The sequence below is a fragment of the Nonomuraea bangladeshensis genome (assembly GCF_039529455.1).
In the GTDB taxonomy this organism is placed as follows: Bacteria; Actinomycetota; Actinomycetes; order Streptosporangiales; family Streptosporangiaceae; genus Nonomuraea; species Nonomuraea bangladeshensis.
Genome location: NZ_BAAAMV010000005.1, coordinates 380,401 through 402,141, shown reverse-complemented (window position 1 = coordinate 402,141; position 21,741 = coordinate 380,401). Strand labels below are relative to the sequence as shown.

Annotated in this window: 24 protein-coding genes; 15 read left to right on the top strand and 9 right to left on the bottom strand. The window is 71.2% G+C overall.

Annotation, left to right across the window (positions count from 1 at the left end; all coding sequences use genetic code 11):
• Positions 1-87: 87 nt before the first annotated feature.
• Both bagB and bagA read right to left on the bottom strand, forming a co-directional pair.
• Complete coding sequence (gene bagB, locus ABD292_RS17790) at positions 88-1,215, bottom strand: ATPase BagB (protein ID WP_344208437.1); 1,128 nt, start codon at positions 1,213-1,215, stop codon at positions 88-90.
• Positions 1,212-2,213, bottom strand: a complete 1,002-nt coding sequence (gene bagA / locus ABD292_RS17785) for an ATPase BagA (RefSeq protein ID WP_344208435.1) — start codon at positions 2,211-2,213, stop codon at positions 1,212-1,214. Before bagA ends, bagB begins: the two co-directional genes overlap by 4 nt.
• A gap of 77 nt (positions 2,214-2,290) precedes the next feature.
• Between bagA and sp36 the strand changes: the two genes are divergently transcribed.
• Genes sp36 through ABD292_RS17765 form a run of 4 tightly spaced genes read left to right on the top strand, consistent with a single transcriptional unit; the run spans position 2,291 to position 4,555 of the window.
• A complete protein-coding gene (gene sp36 / locus ABD292_RS17780) occupies positions 2,291-2,446 on the top strand; it encodes a Sp36 family protein (RefSeq protein WP_185069889.1) in 156 nt (51 codons plus the stop codon).
• Positions 2,447-2,905 carry a RidA family protein gene (locus tag ABD292_RS17775; RefSeq protein ID WP_344208429.1) on the top strand — a complete coding sequence of 153 codons (459 nt, stop codon included), beginning with the start codon at positions 2,447-2,449 and terminating at the stop codon, positions 2,903-2,905.
• A gap of 55 nt (positions 2,906-2,960) precedes the next feature.
• Positions 2,961-3,764 carry an NUDIX hydrolase gene (locus ABD292_RS17770; protein ID WP_344209095.1) on the top strand — a complete coding sequence of 268 codons (804 nt, stop codon included), beginning with the start codon at positions 2,961-2,963 and terminating at the stop codon, positions 3,762-3,764.
• Positions 3,761-4,555 (top strand): MBL fold metallo-hydrolase, encoded by a 795-nt coding sequence (locus ABD292_RS17765; protein WP_344208427.1) that lies wholly within the window; start codon positions 3,761-3,763, stop codon positions 4,553-4,555. Before ABD292_RS17770 ends, ABD292_RS17765 begins: the two co-directional genes overlap by 4 nt.
• Here the strand turns inward: ABD292_RS17765 and ABD292_RS17760 are convergent.
• Together ABD292_RS17760 and ABD292_RS17755 are read right to left on the bottom strand one after the other, a co-directional pair.
• Positions 4,537-5,217 (bottom strand): Crp/Fnr family transcriptional regulator, encoded by a 681-nt coding sequence (locus ABD292_RS17760; RefSeq protein WP_329587137.1) that lies wholly within the window; start codon positions 5,215-5,217, stop codon positions 4,537-4,539. The two genes, ABD292_RS17765 and ABD292_RS17760, sit on opposite strands and share 19 nt — an antisense overlap.
• A gap of 128 nt (positions 5,218-5,345) precedes the next feature.
• Positions 5,346-5,792, bottom strand: a complete 447-nt coding sequence (locus ABD292_RS17755) for a hypothetical protein (protein ID WP_344208425.1) — start codon at positions 5,790-5,792, stop codon at positions 5,346-5,348.
• Positions 5,793-5,880: 88 nt separating this feature from the next.
• Here ABD292_RS17755 and nth point away from each other — a divergent pair, with 88 nt between their 5' ends.
• Both nth and ABD292_RS17745 read left to right on the top strand, forming a co-directional pair.
• Entirely contained in the window at positions 5,881-6,603 is a 723-nt protein-coding gene (gene nth / locus ABD292_RS17750) for an endonuclease III (RefSeq protein WP_344208423.1), read from the top strand.
• Between the two features lie 45 nt (positions 6,604-6,648).
• Entirely contained in the window at positions 6,649-7,293 is a 645-nt protein-coding gene (locus ABD292_RS17745; RefSeq protein WP_344208421.1) for an NUDIX hydrolase, read from the top strand.
• On the opposite strand, the gene ABD292_RS17740 is transcribed toward ABD292_RS17745, so the two are convergent.
• Entirely contained in the window at positions 7,290-7,802 is a 513-nt protein-coding gene (locus tag ABD292_RS17740; RefSeq protein ID WP_344208419.1) for a HEAT repeat domain-containing protein, read from the bottom strand. The genes ABD292_RS17745 and ABD292_RS17740 overlap by 4 nt on opposite strands.
• A gap of 81 nt (positions 7,803-7,883) precedes the next feature.
• On the opposite strand from ABD292_RS17740, the gene ABD292_RS17735 reads away from it, so the two are divergent.
• On the top strand, positions 7,884-9,074 hold the full coding sequence (locus ABD292_RS17735; RefSeq protein ID WP_344208417.1) for a MarP family serine protease: 1,191 nt from the start codon (positions 7,884-7,886) through the stop codon (positions 9,072-9,074).
• A gap of 4 nt (positions 9,075-9,078) precedes the next feature.
• Here the strand turns inward: ABD292_RS17735 and ABD292_RS17730 are convergent, their stop codons facing one another.
• The 4 genes from ABD292_RS17730 to acs form a co-directional block, all read right to left on the bottom strand.
• Positions 9,079-9,522 carry a DUF309 domain-containing protein gene (locus ABD292_RS17730; protein WP_329587120.1) on the bottom strand — a complete coding sequence of 148 codons (444 nt, stop codon included), beginning with the start codon at positions 9,520-9,522 and terminating at the stop codon, positions 9,079-9,081.
• 26 nt (positions 9,523-9,548) lie between these two features.
• Positions 9,549-10,469, bottom strand: coding sequence for an alpha/beta fold hydrolase (locus tag ABD292_RS17725; protein WP_344208414.1), 921 nt, complete (start codon positions 10,467-10,469; stop codon positions 9,549-9,551).
• A complete protein-coding gene (locus ABD292_RS17720; protein ID WP_344208412.1) occupies positions 10,459-10,920 on the bottom strand; it encodes a phage holin family protein in 462 nt (153 codons plus the stop codon). Before ABD292_RS17720 ends, ABD292_RS17725 begins: the two co-directional genes overlap by 11 nt.
• Positions 10,921-11,103: 183 nt before the next feature.
• Positions 11,104-13,077, bottom strand: coding sequence for an acetate--CoA ligase (gene acs, locus ABD292_RS17715; protein WP_344208410.1), 1,974 nt, complete (start codon positions 13,075-13,077; stop codon positions 11,104-11,106).
• A gap of 512 nt (positions 13,078-13,589) precedes the next feature.
• On the opposite strand from acs, the gene ABD292_RS17710 reads away from it, so the two are divergent.
• The 8 genes from ABD292_RS17710 (at position 13,590) to ABD292_RS17675 (ending at position 21,738) form a co-directional block, all read left to right on the top strand.
• Positions 13,590-14,369, top strand: coding sequence for a Fic family protein (locus tag ABD292_RS17710; protein ID WP_344208408.1), 780 nt, complete (start codon positions 13,590-13,592; stop codon positions 14,367-14,369).
• A gap of 900 nt (positions 14,370-15,269) precedes the next feature.
• The gene (gene ssd, locus ABD292_RS17705; RefSeq protein ID WP_344208406.1) at positions 15,270-16,349 is read left to right on the top strand and encodes a septum site-determining protein Ssd; all 1,080 of its coding nucleotides are present in this window, start codon (positions 15,270-15,272) and stop codon (positions 16,347-16,349) included.
• A 92-nt stretch (positions 16,350-16,441) separates the two neighbouring features.
• Positions 16,442-17,677 (top strand): TadA family conjugal transfer-associated ATPase, encoded by a 1,236-nt coding sequence (locus ABD292_RS17700; RefSeq protein ID WP_344208404.1) that lies wholly within the window; start codon positions 16,442-16,444, stop codon positions 17,675-17,677.
• A gap of 38 nt (positions 17,678-17,715) precedes the next feature.
• Positions 17,716-18,429 (top strand): type II secretion system F family protein, encoded by a 714-nt coding sequence (locus ABD292_RS17695; RefSeq protein ID WP_344208402.1) that lies wholly within the window; start codon positions 17,716-17,718, stop codon positions 18,427-18,429.
• A 236-nt stretch (positions 18,430-18,665) separates the two neighbouring features.
• Positions 18,666-19,532, top strand: coding sequence for a type II secretion system F family protein (locus ABD292_RS17690; RefSeq protein ID WP_344208400.1), 867 nt, complete (start codon positions 18,666-18,668; stop codon positions 19,530-19,532).
• Positions 19,533-20,178: 646 nt separating this feature from the next.
• Positions 20,179-20,688, top strand: a complete 510-nt coding sequence (locus ABD292_RS17685; protein ID WP_344208398.1) for a DUF4244 domain-containing protein — start codon at positions 20,179-20,181, stop codon at positions 20,686-20,688.
• A complete protein-coding gene (locus tag ABD292_RS17680; protein WP_344208396.1) occupies positions 20,685-21,059 on the top strand; it encodes a TadE family type IV pilus minor pilin in 375 nt (124 codons plus the stop codon). Before ABD292_RS17685 ends, ABD292_RS17680 begins: the two co-directional genes overlap by 4 nt.
• A 235-nt stretch (positions 21,060-21,294) precedes the next feature.
• Positions 21,295-21,738, top strand: coding sequence for an Rv3654c family TadE-like protein (locus tag ABD292_RS17675; protein WP_344208394.1), 444 nt, complete (start codon positions 21,295-21,297; stop codon positions 21,736-21,738).
• Positions 21,739-21,741: the final 3 nt, after the last annotated feature.

The window sequence follows — 21,741 nt, the reverse complement described above, 5'->3', positions numbered from 1 at the left end:
GGCGAGCCGAGAGCGTTGACGTACGGCCGGCGCCGTCCGCCGGCCGTACTCCCATGAGAGTCCCGGGAGATTCCCCGGGAAGAGCGGCTACGCGCTCGCCAGCAGCTCCCCGATCTGCCGCAGACCGGTCAGATCGTGGACGTCCTCCGACATGGCGCGAACCTTCGCCATCGGCACCGTGGGATGTGCCGTGACGAAGTGCTCCCGTTCGCGGTTCTCGCGAGCGGCGAGCTGCATCCGACCGGCGTGCAGCCGCAGCACGGCGGCGGTCAGCTCGTGCTCGCCCCTGGACTCCAGGTCCTCGGCCGCGGCGGCGCTCCGCGTCGCTGAGAGCGCGGCGGCGGGGGACGTGTGCACCCGGTTGACCACCAGGCCGGCCAGGGGCATGCGTTCCTCGGCCAGCCGCTCGACGAAGTAGGAAGCCTCACGCATGGCGTCGCGCTCCGGCGCGGCGACCACGAGGAACGCCGTCCCTGGCGCCTGGAGCAGCTGGTACGTCATCTCGGCCCGCTGCCTGAACCCGCCGAAGACGGCGTCGAGCGCGGAGACGAACGTCTGCAGGTCCTTGATGACCTGAGCGCCGAGCAGCTTGGTCAGCGCCCCGGCCATCAGCCCGAACCCGGCGTTGAGCAGCTTGAACGCGCTGCGGCCCCCGGCCTTGGCCGGCGCCGTCAGCAGCCGGATGAACCGGCCGTCCAAGAACCTCCCGAGCCGTTCTGGCGCGTCCAGGAAGTCCAGCGCCGAGCGCGACGGCGGCGTGTCGACCACGATGAGGTCCCACTCGTCGGAGCGGCGGAGCTGGCCCAGCTTCTCCATCGCCATGTACTCCTGGGTGCCGGCGAAGCTGGAGGACAGCGACTGGTAGAAGGGGTTCGACAGGATCTGCCTGGCCCGTTCGGGGTCGGCGTGCGCCTCGATGATCTCGTCGAACGTGCGCTTCATGTCGAGCATCATCGCGAACAGCTGCCCGCCGTCCTCCGACTCGTGGATGAGGCGCGGGGTGTTGTCGAGCTCGGTGAGCCCCATCGACTGCGCCAGGCGCCGCGCGGGGTCGACGGTCAGCACGACCGCGCACCGGCCGCGCTCGGCGGCCCGCAGCCCGAGGGCCGCGGCGGTCGTGGTCTTGCCCACGCCGCCCGCGCCGCAGCAGACGATGATCCGGGTGCCGGGGTCGTCGAGGATGGCGTCGATGTCGAGCCGGGCGGGCTTCTTCACGCTGCTCCCTGGGTGCGGATGGTCTCGGCCAGCTCGTACAGGCCGGCCAGGTCGACGCCGTCGGTGAGGAGCGGCAGCTCGAAGCTCGGCAGCCCGGCCTCGGCCAGCGACTCGCGCTCGGCGCGCTCCAGCTCGGTGCGGTGGGCGTGCTCGACGACCTCCTCGGCCAGGGCCTCGGCGAGCGCCGTGGCCTCCGCGCCGTCGGCCACGCCGGCCGCCTTCAGCCCGAGCACGAGCTCGGCGGCGTCGAAGCGGCCCGTGGCGGCCTGGTCGAGCGCCGCCTGCGGGAGCTGGGACTCGCGCACCATGTTGACGAAGATCCCGCCCGGCGGCAGGCCCGCGGAGCGCAGCTCGGCGACGCCGTCCAGGGTCTCCTGGACCGGCATCTCCTCCAGCAGGGTCACGAAGTGCACGGCGGTCTCCGGGCTCTTCACGACGCTGCTGACCAGCTCGGAGTGGTTCTTGATCGGCCCCACCCTGGCGAGCCCGGCGACCTCCTGCGTGACGTTGAGGAAGCGGGTGATGCGGCCGGTGGGCGGCGCGTCCAGCACGACCGCGTCGTAGACCCGGCGGCCGTTGCGGTTGCGCCTGCGTACGGCCTCCGTGGTCTTGCCGGTGACCAGCACGTCGCGGAAGCCGGGGGCGATGGTGGTGGCGAAGTCGACGATGCCCATCTTGCTCAGGGCGCGGCCGGCCCGCCGCATGCCGTAGAACATCTCCAGGTATTCGAGCATGGCGTCTTCGGGGTCGATCGCCAGCGCGTACACGTCCCCGCCGGAGGGCGCGACCGCGATGCGGCGCTCCTCGTAGGGCAACGGCGGCAGATCGAAGATCTGCGCGATGCCCTGCCTGGCCTCCACCTCGACGAGCAGCACCTTCTTGCCGCCCGAGGCCAGGGCGAGCGCGAGGGCGGCGGCGACGGTCGTCTTGCCCGTGCCGCCCTTGCCGGTGACGACGTGCAGGTGCACGTCCGCCCAATCCGTGCGCGGAGAATCCACGCTTCGAGGCTACCGAACGGTCACTTGCCGAACGCCGGTGACCACCCTTTGAGATTGCTCACACTACTCTGGCCCTCATGAAGAAATGGGAGTACCTCACAGCCCCCTTGCTCATCCACAACACCAAGATGATCCTGGACAACTTCGGCTCCGACGGCTGGGAGCTGGTCCAGATCGTGCAGGGCGCCACGCCGGAGCAGCTCGTCGCCTACTTCAAGAGGGAGAAGCAGTAGATGACGCCGGAGGAGAAGCTGACGGAGCTGGGGCTGACGCTGCCCGAGGTGGTCAAGCCGGTGGCGGCGTACGTGCCCGCGGTGCGTACGGGCAACCTCGTCTACACCTCGGGCCAGGTGCCGATCGTCGACGGCAAGCCGGCGGGCACCGGCAAGCTGGGCGCCGAGGTCAGCCTGGAGCAGGGCTACGAGATGGCCCGCATCTGCGCGCTCAACGCCCTCGCCGCGCTGAAGGCCGAGGTGGGCGACCTCACGAAGATCGTACGGATCGTCAAGGTCGTCGTGTTCGTGGCGAGCGAGCCGTCGTTCACCGACCAGCCCAAGGTCGGCAACGGCGCCAGCGACCTGCTGGGTGAGGTGCTGGGCGAGGCGGGCAAGCACGCGCGCAGCGCGGTGGGCGTGGCCGCGCTCCCGCTGAACGTGCCGGTCGAGGTGGAGCTGATCGCCGAGGTCGCCTGAGCGGAGATATGTCACCATGACCGAGTGATGTTCTAGAGGAGGTCATGTGACCGGATTGCCGCTTCCAGCCGAGCTCGCCACGCGGGCCAGGGACCTCATCGCCGGGAGGATCGAGCCGGTGACCCCGCGGGACGCCGCCACGGTGGTGATCCTGCGGGACGGCCCCGGCGGGCCGCAGACCTACCTGCTCCGGCGCAAGGCCACCATGGCCTTCGCGGCCGGCGCGTACGTCTTCCCCGGCGGGTCGGTGGACGCCCGCGACACCGACCAGGCCGTGGCGTGGGCCGGGCCGTCGCCCGCCGAGTGGGGCGCGGCCTTCCGCGCGGGCGAGCAGCTGGCCAGGGGCCTGGTGTGCGCGGCCGTGCGCGAGACGTTCGAGGAGTCGGGGGTGCTCCTGGCCGGCCCCGACGCCGGCTCGGTGGTGGCCGACACCACCGGCGACGACTGGGAGGCCGACCGGCTGGCGCTGATCGACCGCAGCCTCGCCTTCGCCGACTTCCTCGCGCGGAGGGGGCTGGTGCTCCGCTCCGACCTGCTCAAGCCGTGGGCCCACTGGATCACGCCGGAGATCGAGCAGCGCCGCTTCGACACCCGCTTCTTCGTGGCCGTGCTGCCCGAGGGCCAGCGCACCCGCGACGTGGGCGGCGAGGCCGACCAGGTGGTCTGGACGCGGCCCGCGCAGGCCGTCGAGCGGGCGCGCCAGGGGGAGATCTTCCTCATGCCGCCCACCCACCGCACGCTGAGCGAGCTGTCGGCGTACGGGAGCGTGGCCGAAGTGCTGGCCGTCCCCCGCGACATCGTGACCATCCTGCCGAGGGCCGTGGAGGTCGAGGGCGAGATGCGGCTGGTGAACACGTGAGCGGCCTGCACATCCCGCTCGGCGGCGGGCCCGACGGCACCCGTACCGACCACGCCGTCAACGTCCTCGCCCCCAACCCCGGGATCATGACGCTCGACGGCACCAACACGTGGCTCATCGGCGACGGCGAGGAGACGATCGTCGTCGACCCGGGCCCGGACGACGCCGATCACCTCGAACGGGTGCGCGCCCACCTCGACGGCCGCCGGGTCACCGAGATCCTGCTGACCCACGGCCACTTCGACCACAGCGGGGGAGCCCGCTCCTTCGCCGCGCTGGTGAACGCCCCCGTCCGCGCCCTCGACCCGCGGCACCGGCTCGGCGGCGAGGGGCTGGCCGACGGCGACGTGGTCACGGTCGGCGGGCTGGAGGTGCACGTCCACGGCACGCCCGGCCACTCGTTCGACTCGCTGTGCTTCTGGCTGCCACAGGACCGCGCGATGCTGACCGGCGACACCGTGCTCGGCCGCGGCACCACGATCATCGCGGGCGACGGCGGCCTCGCCGACTACCTGCGCAGCCTCGACCGGCTGAGGGAGGCGGCCGAGCGCCTGGAGGCGAAGGTGCTGCTGCCGGGGCACGGCCCGGTGCTGACCGACCCCATCGCGGCGCTCGACGGCTATCTCGCGCACCGGCGCGAGCGGCTGGACCAGATCAGGGCGGCGCAGGCGCAGGGGGCGCGCACCCCGCGCGAGATCGTCCGCGTCGTCTACGCCGACGTGGACCGTTCGCTCTGGCCCGCCGCCGAGATGTCGGTGCGGGCCCAGCTCGACTATCTGGAGCGGTTGTAGAGCCGGTCGGTGTCGAGGATCACCACGGCCTTGGCCTCGATGCGCAGCCAGCCGCGCTGGGCGAAGTCGGCCAGCGCCTTGTTGACCGTCTCGCGGGAGGCGCCGACGAGCTGGGCCAGCTCCTCCTGGGTGAGGTCGTGGTGGACCCGCAGGCCGTCGTCGGTCTTGGTGCCGAACCGCTCGGCGAGGTCGAGCAGCTGCTTGGCCACCCGGCCCGGCACGTCGGTGAAGACCAGGTCGGCCAGCACGTCGTTGGTGCGGCGCAGGCGCTGCGCGAGCGCGCGCAGCAGGTGCAGAGCCACCTCGGGACGGCCGGTGAGCCAGGGGCGCAGGTCGTCGTGGCCGAGGCCCGCCAGCCGCACCTCGGTCAGCGCTGTCGCCGTGGCCGTGCGCGGCCGCGGGTCGAACAGCGACAGCTCGCCGAACATCTCGCTCGGCCCCAGCACGCTCAGCAGGTTCTCCCGGCCGTCCGGAGACGTGCGGGAGAGCTTGATCTTGCCTTCGAGCACGACGTAGAGGCGGTCGCCCGTCTCGTTCTCGTGGAAGAGCGTCTGCCCCTTGGAGAGCTGGACCTCGGTGATGCTCGTCCGCAGCGCCGCGGCGCTCTCGCGGTCGAGCGCGGCGAACAGGGGGGCCTTGCCCAGCACATCGTCGGTGTTCACTCTGCCTCCTCTGCTGCCATTGTGACTCACCCCACTCAAGGCGGCACACACAGGTTATGGGAATGCCGGAGTGTTCTGGCTCGTCCGGGTACGTCGAGTCCAGGGGGAAAGTTACCGGAAGCTCCGGTTCAGCAGGCCAGCAGGTCGTCCACGGAGGCCATGGCGCTCGCCACCGACCGGCCGAGGAGAACGCGCAGGACGTCGGCGGCGCGCGGGCGGGCCACCCAGTCGGGACGGCGGCACTGCGCGACCGCGAGGCGCAGCGCCGGTGGGAGGGCGTACGGGTCGCCGTCGCGGACGCCGGTCGCCGCGAAGACCATCAGGTCGGCCCAGGCCCGTACGTCGTCGGCCACCGCCCCCTCGTACGCCGCCGCCGACGGCGTCCAGCCGATGAACACCTGACCGTGCGCCCCGAGCGCCACGCTGTCCTCGCTCAGCCGCAGCCCCGCGACGCCGCGCGCGTGCAGCCGCGCCATCGTCGCGGCGCAGGCCAGCGCCAGCCGGTCCAGTGCCGGCCCGCGCAGCGGCCCCGCGCTCCTGACGAACTCCGCCACCGTCGCGCCCTGACCGCCCATCGCCGTCCACCCCTCTCGCGTCGCCAGGTTGTACGACGCCCCGGCGTCCGGGGTTCAAGCACCGGCGGAACCTTCTACCCTTGCGGTCATGGCGACGAAAGCGGCGGGGCGCAAGCCGGAGACCCAGCTCGCACTCGTACGGCGGGCGCGCAGGATGAACCGCGTTCTGGCGGAGACCTACCCGGACGCCCACTGCGAGCTCGACTTCCGCAACCCCCTGGAGCTGCTGGTCGCGACCATCCTGTCCGCGCAGTGCACGGACAAGCGGGTCAACATGGTGACCCCCGTCCTCTTCGCGAAATATCCGACAGTGGAGGACTACGCCGCCGCCGACCGGTCGGAGATGGAGGACATCATCCGCTCGACCGGCTTCTTCCGGGCCAAGACCAACAGCATCATCGGCATGGCCCAGGCCGTGTGCGAGCGCTACGGCGGCGAGGTGCCCGGCCGGCTGAAGGACCTGGTGACCCTGCCCGGCGTCGGCCGCAAGACCGCCAACGTGGTGCTCGGCAACGCCTTCGACGTCCCCGGGCTCACCGTGGACACCCACTTCCAGCGCCTGGTGCGGCGGTTCGGCTGGACCGAGGAGACCGACCCCGTCAAGATCGAGCACGTGGTGGGCGAGCTGCTGCCGCGCCGCGAGTGGACGATCTTCTCGCACCGGGTCATCTGGCACGGCCGGCGCATCTGCCACGCCCGCCGCCCGGCCTGCGGCGTCTGCCCGCTCGCCGCGCTCTGCCCGTCGTTCGGCACGGGGCCGACGTCCGAGGCCGAGGCGCGCAAGCTCGTCAGGTCCGGCCCCTTCTCCTGACGGCAGGCGGGGAAGCAGCAGGAGCCCCGGCGTGTTGGAGGATGCGTGACCCAAGTCCCCCATTGGCTGATCCGCCTGGCGGACCAGTCCCAGCGGCTCAGCGTCCCCCGATACCTGCGGCCGCCCGACGGACGCGGCCGGCGCGCGGCGGTGCTCATGCTGTTCGGCGAGGGGCCGTACGGTCCCGACGTGCTGCTCATCCAGCGCAGCAGGCGCGGGCGCAGGCACCCGGGCCAGCCCGCGTTCCCCGGCGGCGGCGTGGACCCCGAGGACGGCGGCCCCGTCGAGGCGGCGCTGCGCGAGGCCGAGGAGGAGACCGGGGCCGACCCGCGCGGGGTGCACGTGCTCGGCACCCTGCCCGAGCTCTACCTGCACCACAGCGACAACCGGGTCACGCCCGTCGTCGCCTGGTGGCGGGAGCCGTCGGCGGTGCACGCGGCCTCACCCGACGAGGTCGACTCGGTCGAACGGGTGCCGATCGCCGAGCTGGTCGATCCGGCCAACCGGTTCACGCTGCGGCTGCCCACGGGCATCGCGGGGCCGGCGTTCCAGGTGCGGGGCATGCTCGTGTGGGGCTTCACCGCGATGGTGCTCGACCGCACGCTGGGCGCGGCCGGGCTCGACCAGCCGTGGGACACCTCGCGGGTGACGGAGCTGCCGCTGGAGTCCCTGACCGCCCGCCGCGTCTAACGGCCGGACCAGAGGGCGACCCCGAGCGAGGCCCATCCGGCCACGTCGGCGTCGCTGTCGGCGGCCAGTGTCCGCAGCGTCCGCAACCCCGACGGGTCCGGCGGGTCGCCGAGCACGTGCTGGAGCGCGTACGCGGCCCCGTAGCGCACCCGGGGGTCGCGGTGCGCGGCCAGCTCGATCACGGTCGGCAGCGAGCGCGGGTCGGCCAGGTGCCCGAAGGCGATCAGCACCGAGTAGAGCACCATGACGTCGTCCTCGCTGGCCGCCAGGTAGCGCAGCACCGGCAGCGTGCGGTCGGCGAACGGCCGCAGCATCCCCATGATGTCCACCCCGAGCAGCCGCTCGGTGACGGTGTCGGCCGCGCACAACCGGCGGGCCTCGATGAAGGACTCCAGGTCGCCGCGCTGACGCAGCACGGAGATCACGTGCCAGCGCAGCGGGCCGTCGGGATCGCTGTCACGCAGCGCGGCCTCGATGAGATCGCGAACTGTTCCCTCGGCCTGCGGCATAGCGCCAAGGTAGCCAGGAGGGTGACGCGGTCCTGGCCGAAGACGTGCACGCTTGACCTTATCCCTGGATACCTTTGAAGCGTGCGCGGTGATCTGCTTGACCTCATCCTGATCGGCCTCGTGGTCGCCTTCGGCATCTCGGGTTACCGTCAGGGCTTCATCATCGGGGCGATGAGCTTCGTGGGGTTCGTCGGCGGCGCCGTGCTCGGGGTCTTCATCGCGCCCCCCGTCTCCCGTGCCGTGGTCGACGGCGACACGCCGCAGGCACTGCTGGCCATCGTGATCGTGTTCCTGTCGGCCACGATCGGGCAGTTCGCCTCCTCGACGATCGGCGCGGTCGTGCGCAGCCACGTCACGTGGGAGCCCGCGAAGGTGGCCGACGCGGTCGGCGGCACGTTCGCCAGCGCACTGTCGGTGCTGGTCATCGCCTGGCTGATCGGGTCGCTGATCGTCTCCACGTCGTTCACGCCGCTGGTCGACCAGGTCAAGAACTCCGCGCTGCTCACCACCGTGGACGACGCGATCCCGCAGGCGGCGCGCAACTGGCAGGCGCCGTTCAAGAGGTTCATCGACCGCTCGGAGTTCCCGCCGGTCTTCGACGACATAGGGGCGGGGCAGCTCTTCGACGTGCCGCCGCCCGACCAGAGCGTGCTGCAGGGCAACCGGCTCTCCCGGGCCCGCCGCGCCATCGTCAAGGTGCAGGGCGACGCGCAGAGCTGCAACAAGCACATCGAGGGCACCGGCTTCGTCTACGCCCCCGGCCGCATCATGACCAACGCGCACGTCGTCGCCGGCGTCACCCGCGACCTGGAGGTCGTCGACTACAACAACGCCCGCCACCGGGCCACGGTCGTGCGCTACAACCCGCGCCGCGACATCGCCATCCTCCACGTCCCCGGCCTCGACCTGCCGCAGCTCACCTTCGACGGCGAGGGCAGGCGCGGCGACAACGCGATCATCGCCGGGTTCCCCAAGGGCAAGGGCTTCACCGCCGAGCCCGCCCGCATCGGCGGCAAGCTCGACGCCGAGGGCCCCGACATCTACCGCGACACGACGGTGACCCGGAAGGTCTACCAGATCCGCGGCCTCGTGCTCCCCGGCAACTCCGGCGGCCCGCTGCTGACCGTGGACGGCCGTGTGTTCGGCGTGATCTTCGCGGCGGCCGTCAACGAGCAGGAGACCGGCTACGTCCTGACGGCCGAGGAGGTCGCCTCCGACGCCTCGCTCGGCCGCACCGACACCTCGCCGGCCAGCACGCAGAAGTGCGACTGACCGGCTAGTCCGGCAGCTTCTCCAGGATCAGGGCGATCGCCTCGCCGGGGTCGCTGTCCTGGCCCAGGCCGGAGGCGACCTTGCCGACGGCGTCGTACGCGCCGCCGGACGCCTGCACCCGGGCCGCGCCCCGCGCGAACAGCGTGAGCGCGCCGCGCCCGTTGCCGCGCTGCAGGTGCGTGAGCCCGACGCAGATCTGCGCGAGGCCCTGCCACAGCTCGCGCTCCTCCTCCGGGGCGCACTTCCACCGGCCCTCGAACACCTCGTGGGCGTGGAACGGCATCCCCTCGGCGAGGAACCGCCGCCCGTCGGCGAGCGCCTGCTCGGCGGTGGGCGCGTAGTCGTCGGGAACCCTCGGCACGCCGGGGGAGCCGTAGGGGAGCGGCCTGCCGTACGCGTCGCGCGGCCGGGCGTTGCGCGGCCGGCCCTCGGGGTCGCGGTCTCTCATCTCTCAGGCTTTCTCGTCGGGCTCGCTCACCGGTCGGGCTCTGGGTCGGTCAGCCAGCCGAGCAGCTCGGTGTCGAACGCGTCGGGGATCTCCTCGTGCGGGAAGTGGCCGGCGCCCTCGAACAGCCGCCATCGGTAGGGGGCGGCGACGTACCGGCTCGAACCCTGGGCCGTGCGGGGCAGCACGCGCGGGTCGAGCGCCCCGTGCAGGTGCAGCGTGGGCGCCTCGATCTCCGTGCGCATGGCGCGGGCGAAGCGCCGCCCGTCGGGCCGGAGCTGGGAGCGGCCGAACCAGCGGTGGTACTCCAGCGCGCAGTGCGCCACCGTCGGGATGCGGAACGCCTCGCGGTAGACCTGAGCCTCCTCGTCCTCCGGCCAGCCCGGCCCCGACCAGTCGCGCAGGAACCGGCCGACCAGCGCGCCGCCCTTGCGGGTGAGCCGGTGCTCCGGCAGCAGCGGCACCTGGAAGCCGAGCGCCTGCCTGCTGGCCTTGAGCTGCCCCATCGGGTTGGTGAGCAGCGCGTTGCGCAGCCGCAGCGGGTGGGGGGCGGACACGGCGACCAGCCGGTGCACGCACTTGGGGTCGAGCACGGCCATCGTCCAGGCCAGCAGCCCGCCCCAGTCGTGCCCGACCACGATCGCCCCGGTCTCGCCCAGCGCGCGGATCAGCCCGGCCGCGTCGGCGGCCAGCGTGGGCAGGTCGTAGCCGCGCGGCGGCTTGTCGCTGCCGCCGTAGCCGCGAAGGTCGGCCGCGACCGCCCGGTAGCCCGCCTTCGGCAGGGAGACGAGCTGGTGCCGCCAGGTCCACCAGAACTGCGGGAACCCGTGCAGCAGCAGGACCAGCGGGCCGTCACCGGCCTCCACGACGTGGAAGCGGGTGCCGCCCGCGTGCACCGCGCGGTGCGTCCAGGGGCCCTCGATCTGGACGACCGACTCGTCAGGTCGCATCTCGGGCCACCGGCTCGCGATCCCGGGCCGCCGGCCGGGCGTCGGGGGCGGTGGCGGGAAGCGCCTCGTCCTCGGGGGTGGCGATCTCCTTGAGCCCCCTGAGCGAGGCGGCGGTGCGCTTCATCCCGGCGAGGCCCTTCAGCCGCCGGATCCCGACGAACACCAGCAGACCCGCGACCAGCAGGTAGAACACGGTCACGATGAGGAAGGCCGCCCAGGTGGGCAGCCACTGGTCCAGCACGAACGCGATCGTGACCGAGGCGAGGATCAGGCACAGGTGCGCCATGAAGGCCGCGGCGGCGAACAGCCCGCCCGCCATGCCCACCCGCTTGGCGTCGAACCTGAACTCGGCCTTGGCCAGCTCGATCTCCGAGCGGACCAGGGTCGAGATCTGACTGCTCGCCTGGGCGACCAGGGAGCCCAGGGATTCTTCCTCGGGAGTCTGCGGCATGAACGTCTCCTATCGAGGCCCGGGGGCCGTGTCAATCATCATCCAGCGCAGCGCGACGGCCGCTTACTTCCCAAGGACGAGCCGCGCTATCACTCCCAGAACTACCCGATCGGAGAACATAGCGCCGACGCAGAAGGGGCGCACGTCCACGGTGTGTGACATGCGCCCCTTATGTGCGAAGGGTCAGTCGTCGGACTTGGCGGACGGGAGCTTCTCCGCGATGAGGTTCATCACCGTGCTGTCGGCGAGCGTGGTGACGTCGCCGATGCTGCGGTTCTCGGCCACGTCGCGCAGGAGGCGGCGCATGATCTTGCCGGAACGGGTCTTGGGCAGCTCGGGCACCACCAGGATCTGCCGCGGCTTGGCGATCGGGCCGAGCGTCTTGGCCACGTGGTTGCGCAGCTCGGAGGCGATGTCGTCGCTCTCCTCGACGCTGCCGCGCAGGATCACGAACGACACGATGGCCTGGCCCGTCACCGGGTCCGTCGCGCCCACGACCGCCGCCTCGGCCACCTTCGGGTGGCTGACCAGCGCGCTCTCCACCTCCGTGGTGGAGATGTTGTGCCCGGAGACCAGCATGACGTCGTCGACCCGGCCGAGCAGCCAGAGGTCGCCGTCCTCGTCCTTCTTGGCGCCGTCGCCGGGGAAGTACATCCCCTCGAAACGGCTCCAGTAGGTGTCGATGTAGCGCTGGTCGTCGCCCCAGATCGTACGCAGCATGGAGGGCCACGGCTCGCGTACGACGAGGAAGCCGCCCCCGCCGTTGGGGACGCTGTTGCCCTGGTCGTCCACCACGTCGGCGGCGACGCCCGGCAGCGGGCGCATCGCGGCGCCCGGCTTGGCGGCGGTGATGCCGGGCAGCGGGCTGATCATGATGGCGCCGGTCTCGGTCTGCCACCACGTGTCGACGACCGGGCAGCGGTCGCCGCCGATGTGCTCGCGGTACCAGACGTACGCCTCCGGGTTGATCGGCTCGCCGACCGAGCCCAGGACCCGCAGGCTGGACATGTCGTACTTGGCGGGGATGTCGTCTCCCCACTTCATGAACGTACGGATCGCCGTCGGCGCCGTGTAGAGGATCGTGACCTTGTACTTCTGCACGATCTCCCAGAACCGGCCGCGGTGCGGCGTGTCGGGGGTGCCCTCGTAGATGACGCTGGTCGCGCCGTTGGCCAGCGGGCCGTAGACGATGTAGGAGTGGCCGGTGACCCAGCCGATGTCCGCCGTGCACCAGTAGATGTCGGTCTCGGGCTTGAGGTCGAAGACCGCGTGGTGCGTCCAGGCCGTCTGCGTCAGGTAGCCGCCGGTCGTGTGCAGGATGCCCTTGGGCTTACCGGTGGTGCCGCTGGTGTAGAGGATGTACAGCGGGTCCTCGGCGTCGTTCGGCTGCGGGGTGTGCTGGTCGCTCTGGCGGTCGACCACGTCGTGCCACCACAGGTCCTTCTCACCGAACGCGACGTCCTGGCCGGTGCGCCGGACCACGAGGACGTTCTCGACCTGCGGGCACTCGGCGACGGCCTCGTCCACGGTCGGCTTGAGCGCGCTCGGCTTGCCCCGGCGGTAGCCGCCGTCGGCCGTGATCACCAGCTTGGCGTCGGCGTCGTCGATGCGGCTCTTCAGCGCCGTGGCGGAGAAGCCGCCGAACACCACCGAGTGGACCGCGCCGATGCGGGCGCAGGCCAGCATCGCGATCGGCAGCTCGGGGATCATCGGCATGTAGATCGCGACCCGGTCGCCCTTGCCCACGCCCAGCTCGGCCAGCGCGTTGGCGGCCTTGCTGACCTCGGACTTCAGGTCGTTGTAGGTGAGGACGCGGGTGTCGTCCTCCGGCTCGCCCTCCCAGTAGTAGGCGACCTTGTCGCCCCGGCCCTCCTCGACGTGGCGGTCCACGCAGTTGTAGGCCACGTTGAGCTCCCCGCCGATGAACCACTTGGCGAAGGGAGGGTTCCACTCCAGGGTCCTGTCCCACCGCTTGGCCCACGTCAGCCGCTCGGCCGCATGCTCCCAGAAGGCGAGTCGGTCGGCGGCGGCCTCGTCGTACGCGGCGGCGGTCACGTTCGCGGACGCCGCGAGGTCGGCCGGAGGTGCGAACCGGCGGTTCTCCTGCAGCAGATTGGACAGCGCCTGGGTCTCGTTGCCAGGGGTCTCCGGGGCCACCTCGTGCTCCTTCTATGGCCAGGTTGGATAGGTCGTGTCCCACTTCACCAGCTCACGGCCCTCGCACACAAGAGGTCTAGACAGGTCTGTACCTCGGTGGCGGGGAGCGGGGGCTTGGTTATCGAGTGGGGTTATCTTCGCAATTGAAATGTTGTCATCCTGAAATCCAGAGAATATGCGAGCGGGGAGTGGCGGTTTTATGGGCCCCCCGGGGTGGCGGTTTGGGGGCGTACGGTAAAGGGGGGTTGACGGCCCTCCCGGACGCCCTGCGTGACCCCGCGCCACGGGGCTCCGCCCTCGTCTGCAGGCTCCCTCTGTGTGACCCCGCCTCGGGGTCCCGCCCCTGTCTGTCGGCTGCCTCTGCATGACTCTCCGTCTCGGGGTCCCGCCCCCGTCCGCCGGCTGCCTCTGCGTGACTCCCGCTTCGGGGTCCCACCCCTGTCCGCCGGTTCCCTCTGCCTCCTCCTGCCTTGTCGCAGGTGGACCGTACCGGCCCGGTAGGGTCAGTCCTCGTGAGTGACCCTTTGGCCGTCATCGCGACCTTCCCCGGCGTGCAGGAGGCCGTGGACGAGGCCCGTCAGTCCGTCGACCGGCTCTACCGCCACCGTGTGCTCCGCCGCGCCAGCCCGGCCGTCTCCACGGAGTCGTCGCTGCGCGGCGCCCGCGCCTCGGCCGCCATCGAGGGTGCGGACGTCCCCTTGGACGCCCTGCGCCGCGACGAGATCCACGACCCGCTGGTGCAGGGCGCCCTGCGCGCGTCGGCGGAAATGGGCAGGCTGGGCCCGACCTGGCGCCGCGCGCCCCGGCAGGTCCTCGCCCGCCTGCACACGGTCGCCGCCGCCGGCCTCGCCCCGGAGGACGCCCTGGGTCGTCCCAGGTCGGGGGACGACGCCCCCGACCCGTTCGGCCTCGGCCCGGCCCCGGACGCCAAGGAGACGGCCGTACGCGTGGACGGCCTCATGGACCTCCTCGGACGCCCCACGAAGGCTCCTGCGATCGTGCTGGCGGCCGTGGTGCACGCCGAGCTGGCGGTGTTGCGGCCGTTCGGCGTGGCGGACGGCGTGGTGGCGCGCTCGGCCGAGCGGCTGACCCTGGTCGAGTACGGGCTGGACCCGAAGTCGCTGGTGGCGGTGGAGGTGGGGCATCACGAGCTGCCGTACGCGGAGGCGCTGCGGTCGTACCTGAGCGGCACTCCCGACGGCGTCGCCCAGTGGGTACAGCATTGTGCCTCCGCGGTAAGCCTCGGCGTCCGCGAGACCACCGCCATCTGCGAGGCCATGCAAAGAGGCTGACCGGTGCTCGTCCGGCGGCCGACCGTAACGCGCTCTGCCTGCGAAGGACCTGGTAAGACGTCCTACCGACATAGCTGACGGCGTCTCAATACCGAGACGCCGTCTGCCAGTGCATCACGCCGGGTTACCAAGCGTGCACCTGTATCCGTCGGAGCGGGTCAAGCCCGTCACGACGCGCCTCCCGCGGCTGGTCGCACGTGGGTGCCCGACTCGATGCACCCGGACCATTGGTCCGTAAGACCTTTCTACGTCGGATTCGCCCTGCTGGGAACCCCTCGGGGCAAGACCTTTACCTGTGCGCGTTCGCACCCGCGCCGCCGCCCTGTCCCGCCCGCGCCGGAGCCTTCCCGCCGCCGGGCGAGCCGGCCTCGCCGATCACTCTCCGTGATCTTCTTTATGTGATCGTTATCAATTCACGAAAAAACTTGGCGAAAATGCGAGATTACTGCTCGACGAAACTCGATCGGATCGGGCAGCATACGTTGGTATCGCCCAGGAACTGGAGCGCACTTGCGCGGGATGGCTTTGCGGGTCCCTTGCCAGGCTGTGGTGAAGTGATGAAAGCTTTCTTCTGAAACGGGACCGGCTCTACCCCCCCGGAGCCGGACCGATCAGGCGACCCCCGCTCTCCCCCCCGGCGGGGGTCGCCCCTTTTCCCCGCCTCCCGGTCATGGGACCGGTCTCCGTACGCTCGCCCACTGGCACTCGCGCGCCCTCGTGAGCTGACCCGCAGCAGGCACTGGTGGAGCTCATCCACAGGCCCGCGTACGTGGAACCCCCTCATCCACAGGCCCGCGTACGTGGAAACCCCCTCATCCACAGAACCCCGTTCGGCCCCTCGCGGCACCTGCCCTCCGCCCCACCCTGGACCTCCCACCACCCACGAACGGGAGGCCCCGATTGCACCGTCCCTTGGTCATCACCGACGACCCCGCCCTCCTCGACGACCTGGTCCGCATAGCGGCGGCAGCCGGCGCCCAGCTCGACGTGGCCCAGCTCCCCGCCCACGCCCGCCCGCACTGGAACCTCGCCCCACTCGTGGCGATCGGCGCGGACCAGGCGGACGCCGTGGCCGCGACCGCACCCCCACCCCGCGACCAGGTCCTCCTCGTCACCCGCACCACCGACGACCCCGACACCTGGCGAAGGTGCGTCGCAGCAGGCGCCCAGGCCGTCGTCACCCTCCCCGGCGACGAACGCCACCTCGTCGACCGCTTCGCCGACGCCATGGAGCCGGAGCCCCGCTCAGGCCCGGTGATCTGCGTACTGGGCGGCCGAGGCGGGGCGGGCGCAAGCGTCCTGTCGGCCTGCCTCGCCCTTCACGCCTCCGGCGGCGCCCGACTCCACACCCTCCTCGTGGACGCGGACCCGCTGGGCGGCGGCATCGACGCGCTGCTGGGCCACGAGGAAGCGCCGGGAGCCCGCTGGGGCGATCTCGTCGCCAGAGAGGGGCGCATCAGCAGCAGCGCCCTGCAGAAGGCCCTGCCCGCGTTCGGCGACCTCGCGATCCTCTCCTTCCACAGGGGCGAGGCGGCCCCGATCCCCGCCCAGGCCATGCGATCGGTCCTCGACGCCGGTCAGCGAGGCTTCGACCTGGTGGTCGTGGACCTCCCACGCCACTTCGACCCGGCCACCGCCGAAGCCCTCACCAGGGCGAAGACCACCCTGCTGGTGGCCGCGGCGGACGTACGCGGCGTCCTCTCCGCGCGCCAGGTGCTGGGCGAAGCCGGCAAGCACACGACCGACCTCCGCACGATCCTCCGCCCGGGCATCGTGGACGCCGACACCGCCGCCGCCTCCCTCGGCATCCCCTACGCGGGCACCCTCCCCGACCTGCCCCGGCTCACCGCCACCCTCAACCGCGGCGAGCTCCCCAAACTGGGCCCCCGCACCGCCCTGGGCACCCTCTGCGCCTCCCTCCTCCAAGACCTCCTCACTCCTGAGAACGCTTCCCCCCGAGCGGACAGGCAGCTCACATGACACCGCCCCACGCCCACCTCGACGAGTCGGCACAACCCACCAAAACACCGCTCACCACCACCCAGCCCCCACCCGGCAGAACCTCACCCAGGATGGCCACCACCTGGCCGGCCACGCCTCCGCCCACGGCGCCCCCGCCATCGGTGTCCTCCGAACTCGTCGAGGCCGTCCGCGTACGCCTCGCCCGCACCGGCGCCGAACCCAGCGCCGCCCAGGTCGCCGTAGCCCTGCGAGCGGAGAAGGCGGTCTACGGCGACGCCGAGATCCTCGCCGTCGCCCGCGCCCTCTGCGCGGACCTGATCGGAGCCGGCCCCCTGGAGCCGCTCCTCGCCCGCCCTGACGTCACAGACGTCCTGGTCAACGGCCCGGACGAGGTATGGCTGGACGACGGCACCGGCCTCAGCCGCACCCCCATCCGCTTCACCGACGACGCCGCCGTACGCCGCCTCGCCCAGCGCCTCGCCGCCGCCGCGGGACGACGACTGGACGACGCCTCGCCTTACGTGGACGCGCGACTCGCGGGCGGCGTACGCCTCCACGCCGTGCTTCCGCCCATCACCCCCGAAGGCACCTGCCTGTCCCTACGCCTGCCGCCACGCCGTACGTTCACCCTGCACGACCTCGTCAAGGCGGGCACGATCACACAGCCGGCCGTCGCGATGCTCACGGCGATGGTCTCCGCCAGACTGGCCTTCCTGGTGACCGGCGGCACCGGCACAGGCAAGACGACCCTGCTCTCGGGGCTCCTCTCCCTGGCCGACCCGGGCGAACGCCTCCTCCTCGTGGAGGACTCGGCCGAACTCCGCCCCTTCCACCCTCACGTGGTCCGCCTCGAAACCCGTCCACCCAACCTGGAGGGCGCCGGCGGCGTGAACCTCCGCGACCTGGTACGCCAGGCCCTGCGCATGCGCCCCGACCGCCTCGTGGTGGGCGAGGTCAGGGGGTCCGAGGTCGTGGACTTGCTCGCCGCCCTCAACACGGGCCACGAGGGCGGCTGCGGCACGCTTCACGCGAACACCGCCGCCGACGTGCCACCCCGGCTGGAAGCTCTGGGCTGCGCGGCCGGACTGAGCCGCGAGGCCGTCCACAGTCAACTGGCCGCCGCCCTGGACGCCGTCATCCATCTGACCCGCGACCGCCACAACGGCCGAAGACGCATCGCCGAGATCTGCCTGCTCACCCGGACATCCACAGGCTTCGTCGAGTCCCTGCCCGCCGTGACCTTCGACCCGTCCGGCAACACCCACCTCGGCCCCGGCTACGAAGCCTTCTCGAATGCCGTACGCCCTCACCCCTGTCTCCCTCCCCATGGGCCGGCGAGCGCATAGACGCACCCGCCGCCCCTGACCCGCGAAGGGAAGAAACCGTGCCGACCGCAGTCTGGCTGGCCGCGTTGTCCACAGGCTTCGCCGTATGGCTGTGGACAACTCCCGCCACCGCCACAACGCGCCTGGCCAAGCTCACAGCGCCCGCCAAATCACACCAATCCCGCCCTTTCCGGACGCTCCTCCGCGCTCCACAGAGCCCGAAACGCCGTACCGAAGCCTGGCGACTGGCCTCCATCGAGCTCTGCCAGGCCCTCTCCGCCGAACTATCCACAGGCCGCACCCCGGGCGAAGCCCTGACCAGGGCGATGTCCGCAATCACCGTCCCCGACCCCGACCTCCTGCGCCCGGTCCTCGCCGCGGCGAGAGACGGCGGCGACGTCCCGACGGCCCTCACGAACGCGGCCCCGCCGCAGGGCGGCGAGGGCCTACGCCAACTGGCGGCCTGCTGGCAGGTGAGCATCACCACAGGAGCCGGCCTCGCCGCCTTGACGGACCGCGTCGCCGCCACGTTACGCACAGCCCAACTCCACAGCCAGGACGTGACCGCTCAGCTCGCAGGCCCACGAACCACGGCCAAAATGCTCGCCGTCCTCCCCGTACTGGGCCTCCTCATGGCCGCCACGCTGAACATGAATCCCCTGCGTTTCCTGCTCGGCAGCCTCCCCGGCATCGCCTGCCTGACAACCGGCATCACCCTGAACGCCTGCGGCCTGTGGTGGACCCACCACATGTCCACCAAGGCCGAACTCTGACAACGGCGCTGCTGTGCTGACTGGCGGGGCGCCGGGCCTGCTGTGCTGACTGGGGGGTGCGGGTGCTGCTGTGCTGACCGCGCGGGGTGCGGGGCTCCGATCGGCACCACCACCAGCGATCCCGCGCCCAGCGCAACTCGGACCTCCACGCCATCACCTGCACCGACCAGTCGTGCCTACCACCTCAACCAACGGGACCCCCATTGCTCCCTTTGCTGTCCGCACTATTCGCCGCCATGGCCATTTGGTTCTGGCTCCCCTCGCACACGCCCAAGGACCGCCTGACCCGCCTGACCCGCGTGCCCCGCCTGAAGCCACCCACGAGCCCAGGCGACCAGCAAAGCCCGAACCTGCCCTCCGGCCTTTACCGCCGCCGACGTCCGACCCCCAAATCCCAGCCGCACGCCGCAGCGCTCGACCCCGCAACCACCACCACACACCCTGCCGACACCGAACCGCCCCCGACATGGCTGGACCAACTCGGCAAGGGCTCTAGTCCGGGTGTCACCCGAAAGACCATCTTCATCGCAATCCCGGCAGGCCTGGCGATAACAGCCCTGATCGGAGGCGCCGTCGGCGTGATGGTAGGACTTCTCATAACTCCCGCTACCGGCATCTACCTGCACAAGAGACAACCCACACGGTCACAACAGGACCAGCAGCAGATCCTGACCGACCTCCCTTTCGCCGCCGACCTGATGACCGCCGGCCTCCTGGCAGGCTGCCCGGTCAGCGCCGCCACCGAGATCGCCGCCGACGCGATAGGCGGCCCTCTCGGCCGGCGCCTCGGCTGGGTGAGCACTCAACTGCGCCTCGGCGCGGACGCAGAACCCACCTGGGCCCTCCTGGCGAAGGACCCAGCATTAGGACAGCTCTCCCGAACCATGATCAGAGCCACCCAAAGCGGCACCCCCGTAGCCGATGCCCTGACCCGCCTGGCGGACGACGCCCGCGACGCGTCCAGGGCCGCCGCAGCGGCGGCAGCGAGGCGCGTCGGGGTCAAGGCAGTGGCCCCTCTGGGCCTGTGCTTCCTCCCGGCGTTCGTCCTCCTGGGCATAGTCCCGGTAGTGGCCGACCTCGCCTCCGCCCTCATCCTCCCGTAGCCACGCCACCTCCCATAGCCCCGCAACGATGACCGACAATCCGGCGCTGCGCCTTCCGCTAGCACCGGGTCGGACCACGCCTCACACAACACCAGCGCGACCACGCCTCACACCAGCAGAGAAGGGTCACCGCTCACGCCAGCACCACTGGGGACCACGCCGCACACAAGGCCACCATGGCTGGGGACCGGCAGCGCCACATGGGACAGCCGTGTCAGCTCAGGTCTCAGCACAGCCTTCCCATGATCACGCCGCCTTTCGTAGCCACGCCATCAGCTGCGCGGTCTCCCGCAGTTGCGCGGTCTCCCGCAGTTGCGCCGTCTCCCGCAGCCGCGCAGCGCTGAGCGGCAACTCGGCACATCGCTTAGCACCAGCACCAGTCCGCGCCACATGTCGCCCATGCCCCCCGCCGCTGGGCACCGTCAGCTCCGCAAAGGACAACTGCGCCAGCTCAGGCCTCAGCACGCCACACCCCGTCGTCCGATCCTCGCCCAGCTGCCCCTACGCGCACCGCCTCCCGATCACCCCAGACACACTCGGCGCACAGTTATCCACAGAACGCCGCTCGGCCACTTCCGCCGGCTCGATCTCGACGAACCTGTAACCCGCCGGGCACAACCGGCTCCACCAAGCACCTGGAGGCAAGATGCACAGCCCCGCCCCCACACCGGACGCCACCACGTCCACATCAGAAGCTGCCGCTCCTCCACCGCCGCCCACCACCGCTCTGAAGCGAAACCACGAGAGCATCCCTCAGCCTCCGACCAGCCGCCCCACCTCACGGACAAGCCGCGCACTCGCCGCCCACGACAACACCACCACAGCCCCGACATCCCCTGTATGGGAAGCCCCGGCGCCCGAACACACGGCACCCAAGACGGACGACCCCCAGAAGCCTTCAGTCGACAGCTCCGACACTGACGGCCACAGGACCCACGCGAGAACCCCGAGGCGCCCGAGCCTTCACCCTCGCTCCAACAAGTGGCTGCACTACGCGACCACAAACCGCGAGCGCGGCATGTCCACCGCCGAATATGCCGTAGGAACCATCGCGGCCTGCGCGTTCGCGGCGCTCCTCATGAAGATCGTCAGTGGCACAGAAGTCGCGGATCTGCTCACCGGCATCATCAGCCGAGCACTCAAAACGGGCGAGTGAGCTTTCGCCCGAGGCGGCTGCCCCGAGGCGCTTTGGCAGCGCGAGGCTCTGTGACCGCTGAGACTGCCGCCGTGCTTCCGGCATTGATGATCGTCCTGGCAGCCGGTCTATGGGCCATCCAGTCCGTCGCCGTCCAGCTCGAATGCGTGGACGCGGCTCGCGCCGCGGCCCGGGCCGCAGCGAGAGGCGAGCCATTGGAGGAGGTCCGCGCGGTCGCCATCACGGCCACGAGCGCGGACGCGCAAGTAGACATCATCCGCGACCCGGAGACGACGAAAGTTCAGATCGCCGTTCAAGTGAGACCAGCATGGGGTTCGGCATTCCCGCCAGTACGCGTATCCGCCTCCGCCTTCGCCGACACAGAGCCGTAGTCGAGATCCATCACATCTGTCGCAAGCATTGCCGCATCGTCGCGACCACGGGGCCAGCTGGCATGTGCCCACCTCATGGCCGCGCCGGATCGTGACGCGCGCCGCCACGGCCCCGTGGTCCACGCTGCGGCTCAAGCCAGTCAAGCCGAGGAGGACGTCATCACCTCCGTCGAAAGACATTCCGCACAAGCGGCGGATGAAGGGAAGCCAGGTGCAAGGAGTGGTTCGAGAACGCATGCATGACGGACGACGTCCGCCGCAGTCCTACCAGCGAAGACGCGCGCGGTTCGATGCGCGTCGGGGGCTGCGGGCCGTCACGCGAAGGGACGATGCCGATGCCGGCGAACGCGGATCCGCCACCTTGTGGGGTGTGGCCCTGATGGGGCTTCTGATGGCTATGGCCACGGCTTTCGCCACGGCGGGCACCGCGCGCGTGGCCCGCCACCGCGTGAACGACGCGGCCGACCTCAGCGCTTTGGCGGCCGCCCGGCTCGCGCTGCTCGATCCGCAGGAAGCGTGCGCTCGAGCCGGCGCGCTGGCAGCCGGCAACGGCGTCGAGATGACCCGATGCGAGATCAGCGGCGAGGTGGCCGATGTCTGGACCGCTCTGTCGATCTCGCTACCGGTCGTAGGCACCGCAACTGTCAGAGGCAGAGCCCGAGCAGGCCCGGCCCCATAACCG

Excerpts from the sequence above, each read along its gene's own strand:
- sp36 (WP_185069889.1), top strand. The coding sequence starts at position 2,291 with ATGAAGAAATGGGAGTACCTCACAGCCCCCTTGCTCATCCACAACACC.
- ABD292_RS17775 (WP_344208429.1), top strand. The coding sequence starts at position 2,447 with ATGACGCCGGAGGAGAAGCTGACGGAGCTGGGGCTGACGCTGCCCGAG.
- ABD292_RS17755 (WP_344208425.1), bottom strand. The coding sequence starts at position 5,792 with ATGGGCGGTCAGGGCGCGACGGTGGCGGAGTTCGTCAGGAGCGCGGGG.
- nth (WP_344208423.1), top strand. The coding sequence starts at position 5,881 with ATGGCGACGAAAGCGGCGGGGCGCAAGCCGGAGACCCAGCTCGCACTC.
- ABD292_RS17740 (WP_344208419.1), bottom strand. The coding sequence starts at position 7,802 with ATGCCGCAGGCCGAGGGAACAGTTCGCGATCTCATCGAGGCCGCGCTG.
- ABD292_RS17730 (WP_329587120.1), bottom strand. The coding sequence starts at position 9,522 with ATGAGAGACCGCGACCCCGAGGGCCGGCCGCGCAACGCCCGGCCGCGC.
- ABD292_RS17725 (WP_344208414.1), bottom strand. The coding sequence starts at position 10,469 with ATGCGACCTGACGAGTCGGTCGTCCAGATCGAGGGCCCCTGGACGCAC.
- ABD292_RS17720 (WP_344208412.1), bottom strand. The coding sequence starts at position 10,920 with ATGCCGCAGACTCCCGAGGAAGAATCCCTGGGCTCCCTGGTCGCCCAG.
- ABD292_RS17700 (WP_344208404.1), top strand. The coding sequence starts at position 16,442 with ATGGCCACCACCTGGCCGGCCACGCCTCCGCCCACGGCGCCCCCGCCA.
- ABD292_RS17690 (WP_344208400.1), top strand. The coding sequence starts at position 18,666 with ATGGCCATTTGGTTCTGGCTCCCCTCGCACACGCCCAAGGACCGCCTG.
- ABD292_RS17685 (WP_344208398.1), top strand. The coding sequence starts at position 20,179 with ATGCACAGCCCCGCCCCCACACCGGACGCCACCACGTCCACATCAGAA.
- ABD292_RS17675 (WP_344208394.1), top strand. The coding sequence starts at position 21,295 with ATGCATGACGGACGACGTCCGCCGCAGTCCTACCAGCGAAGACGCGCG.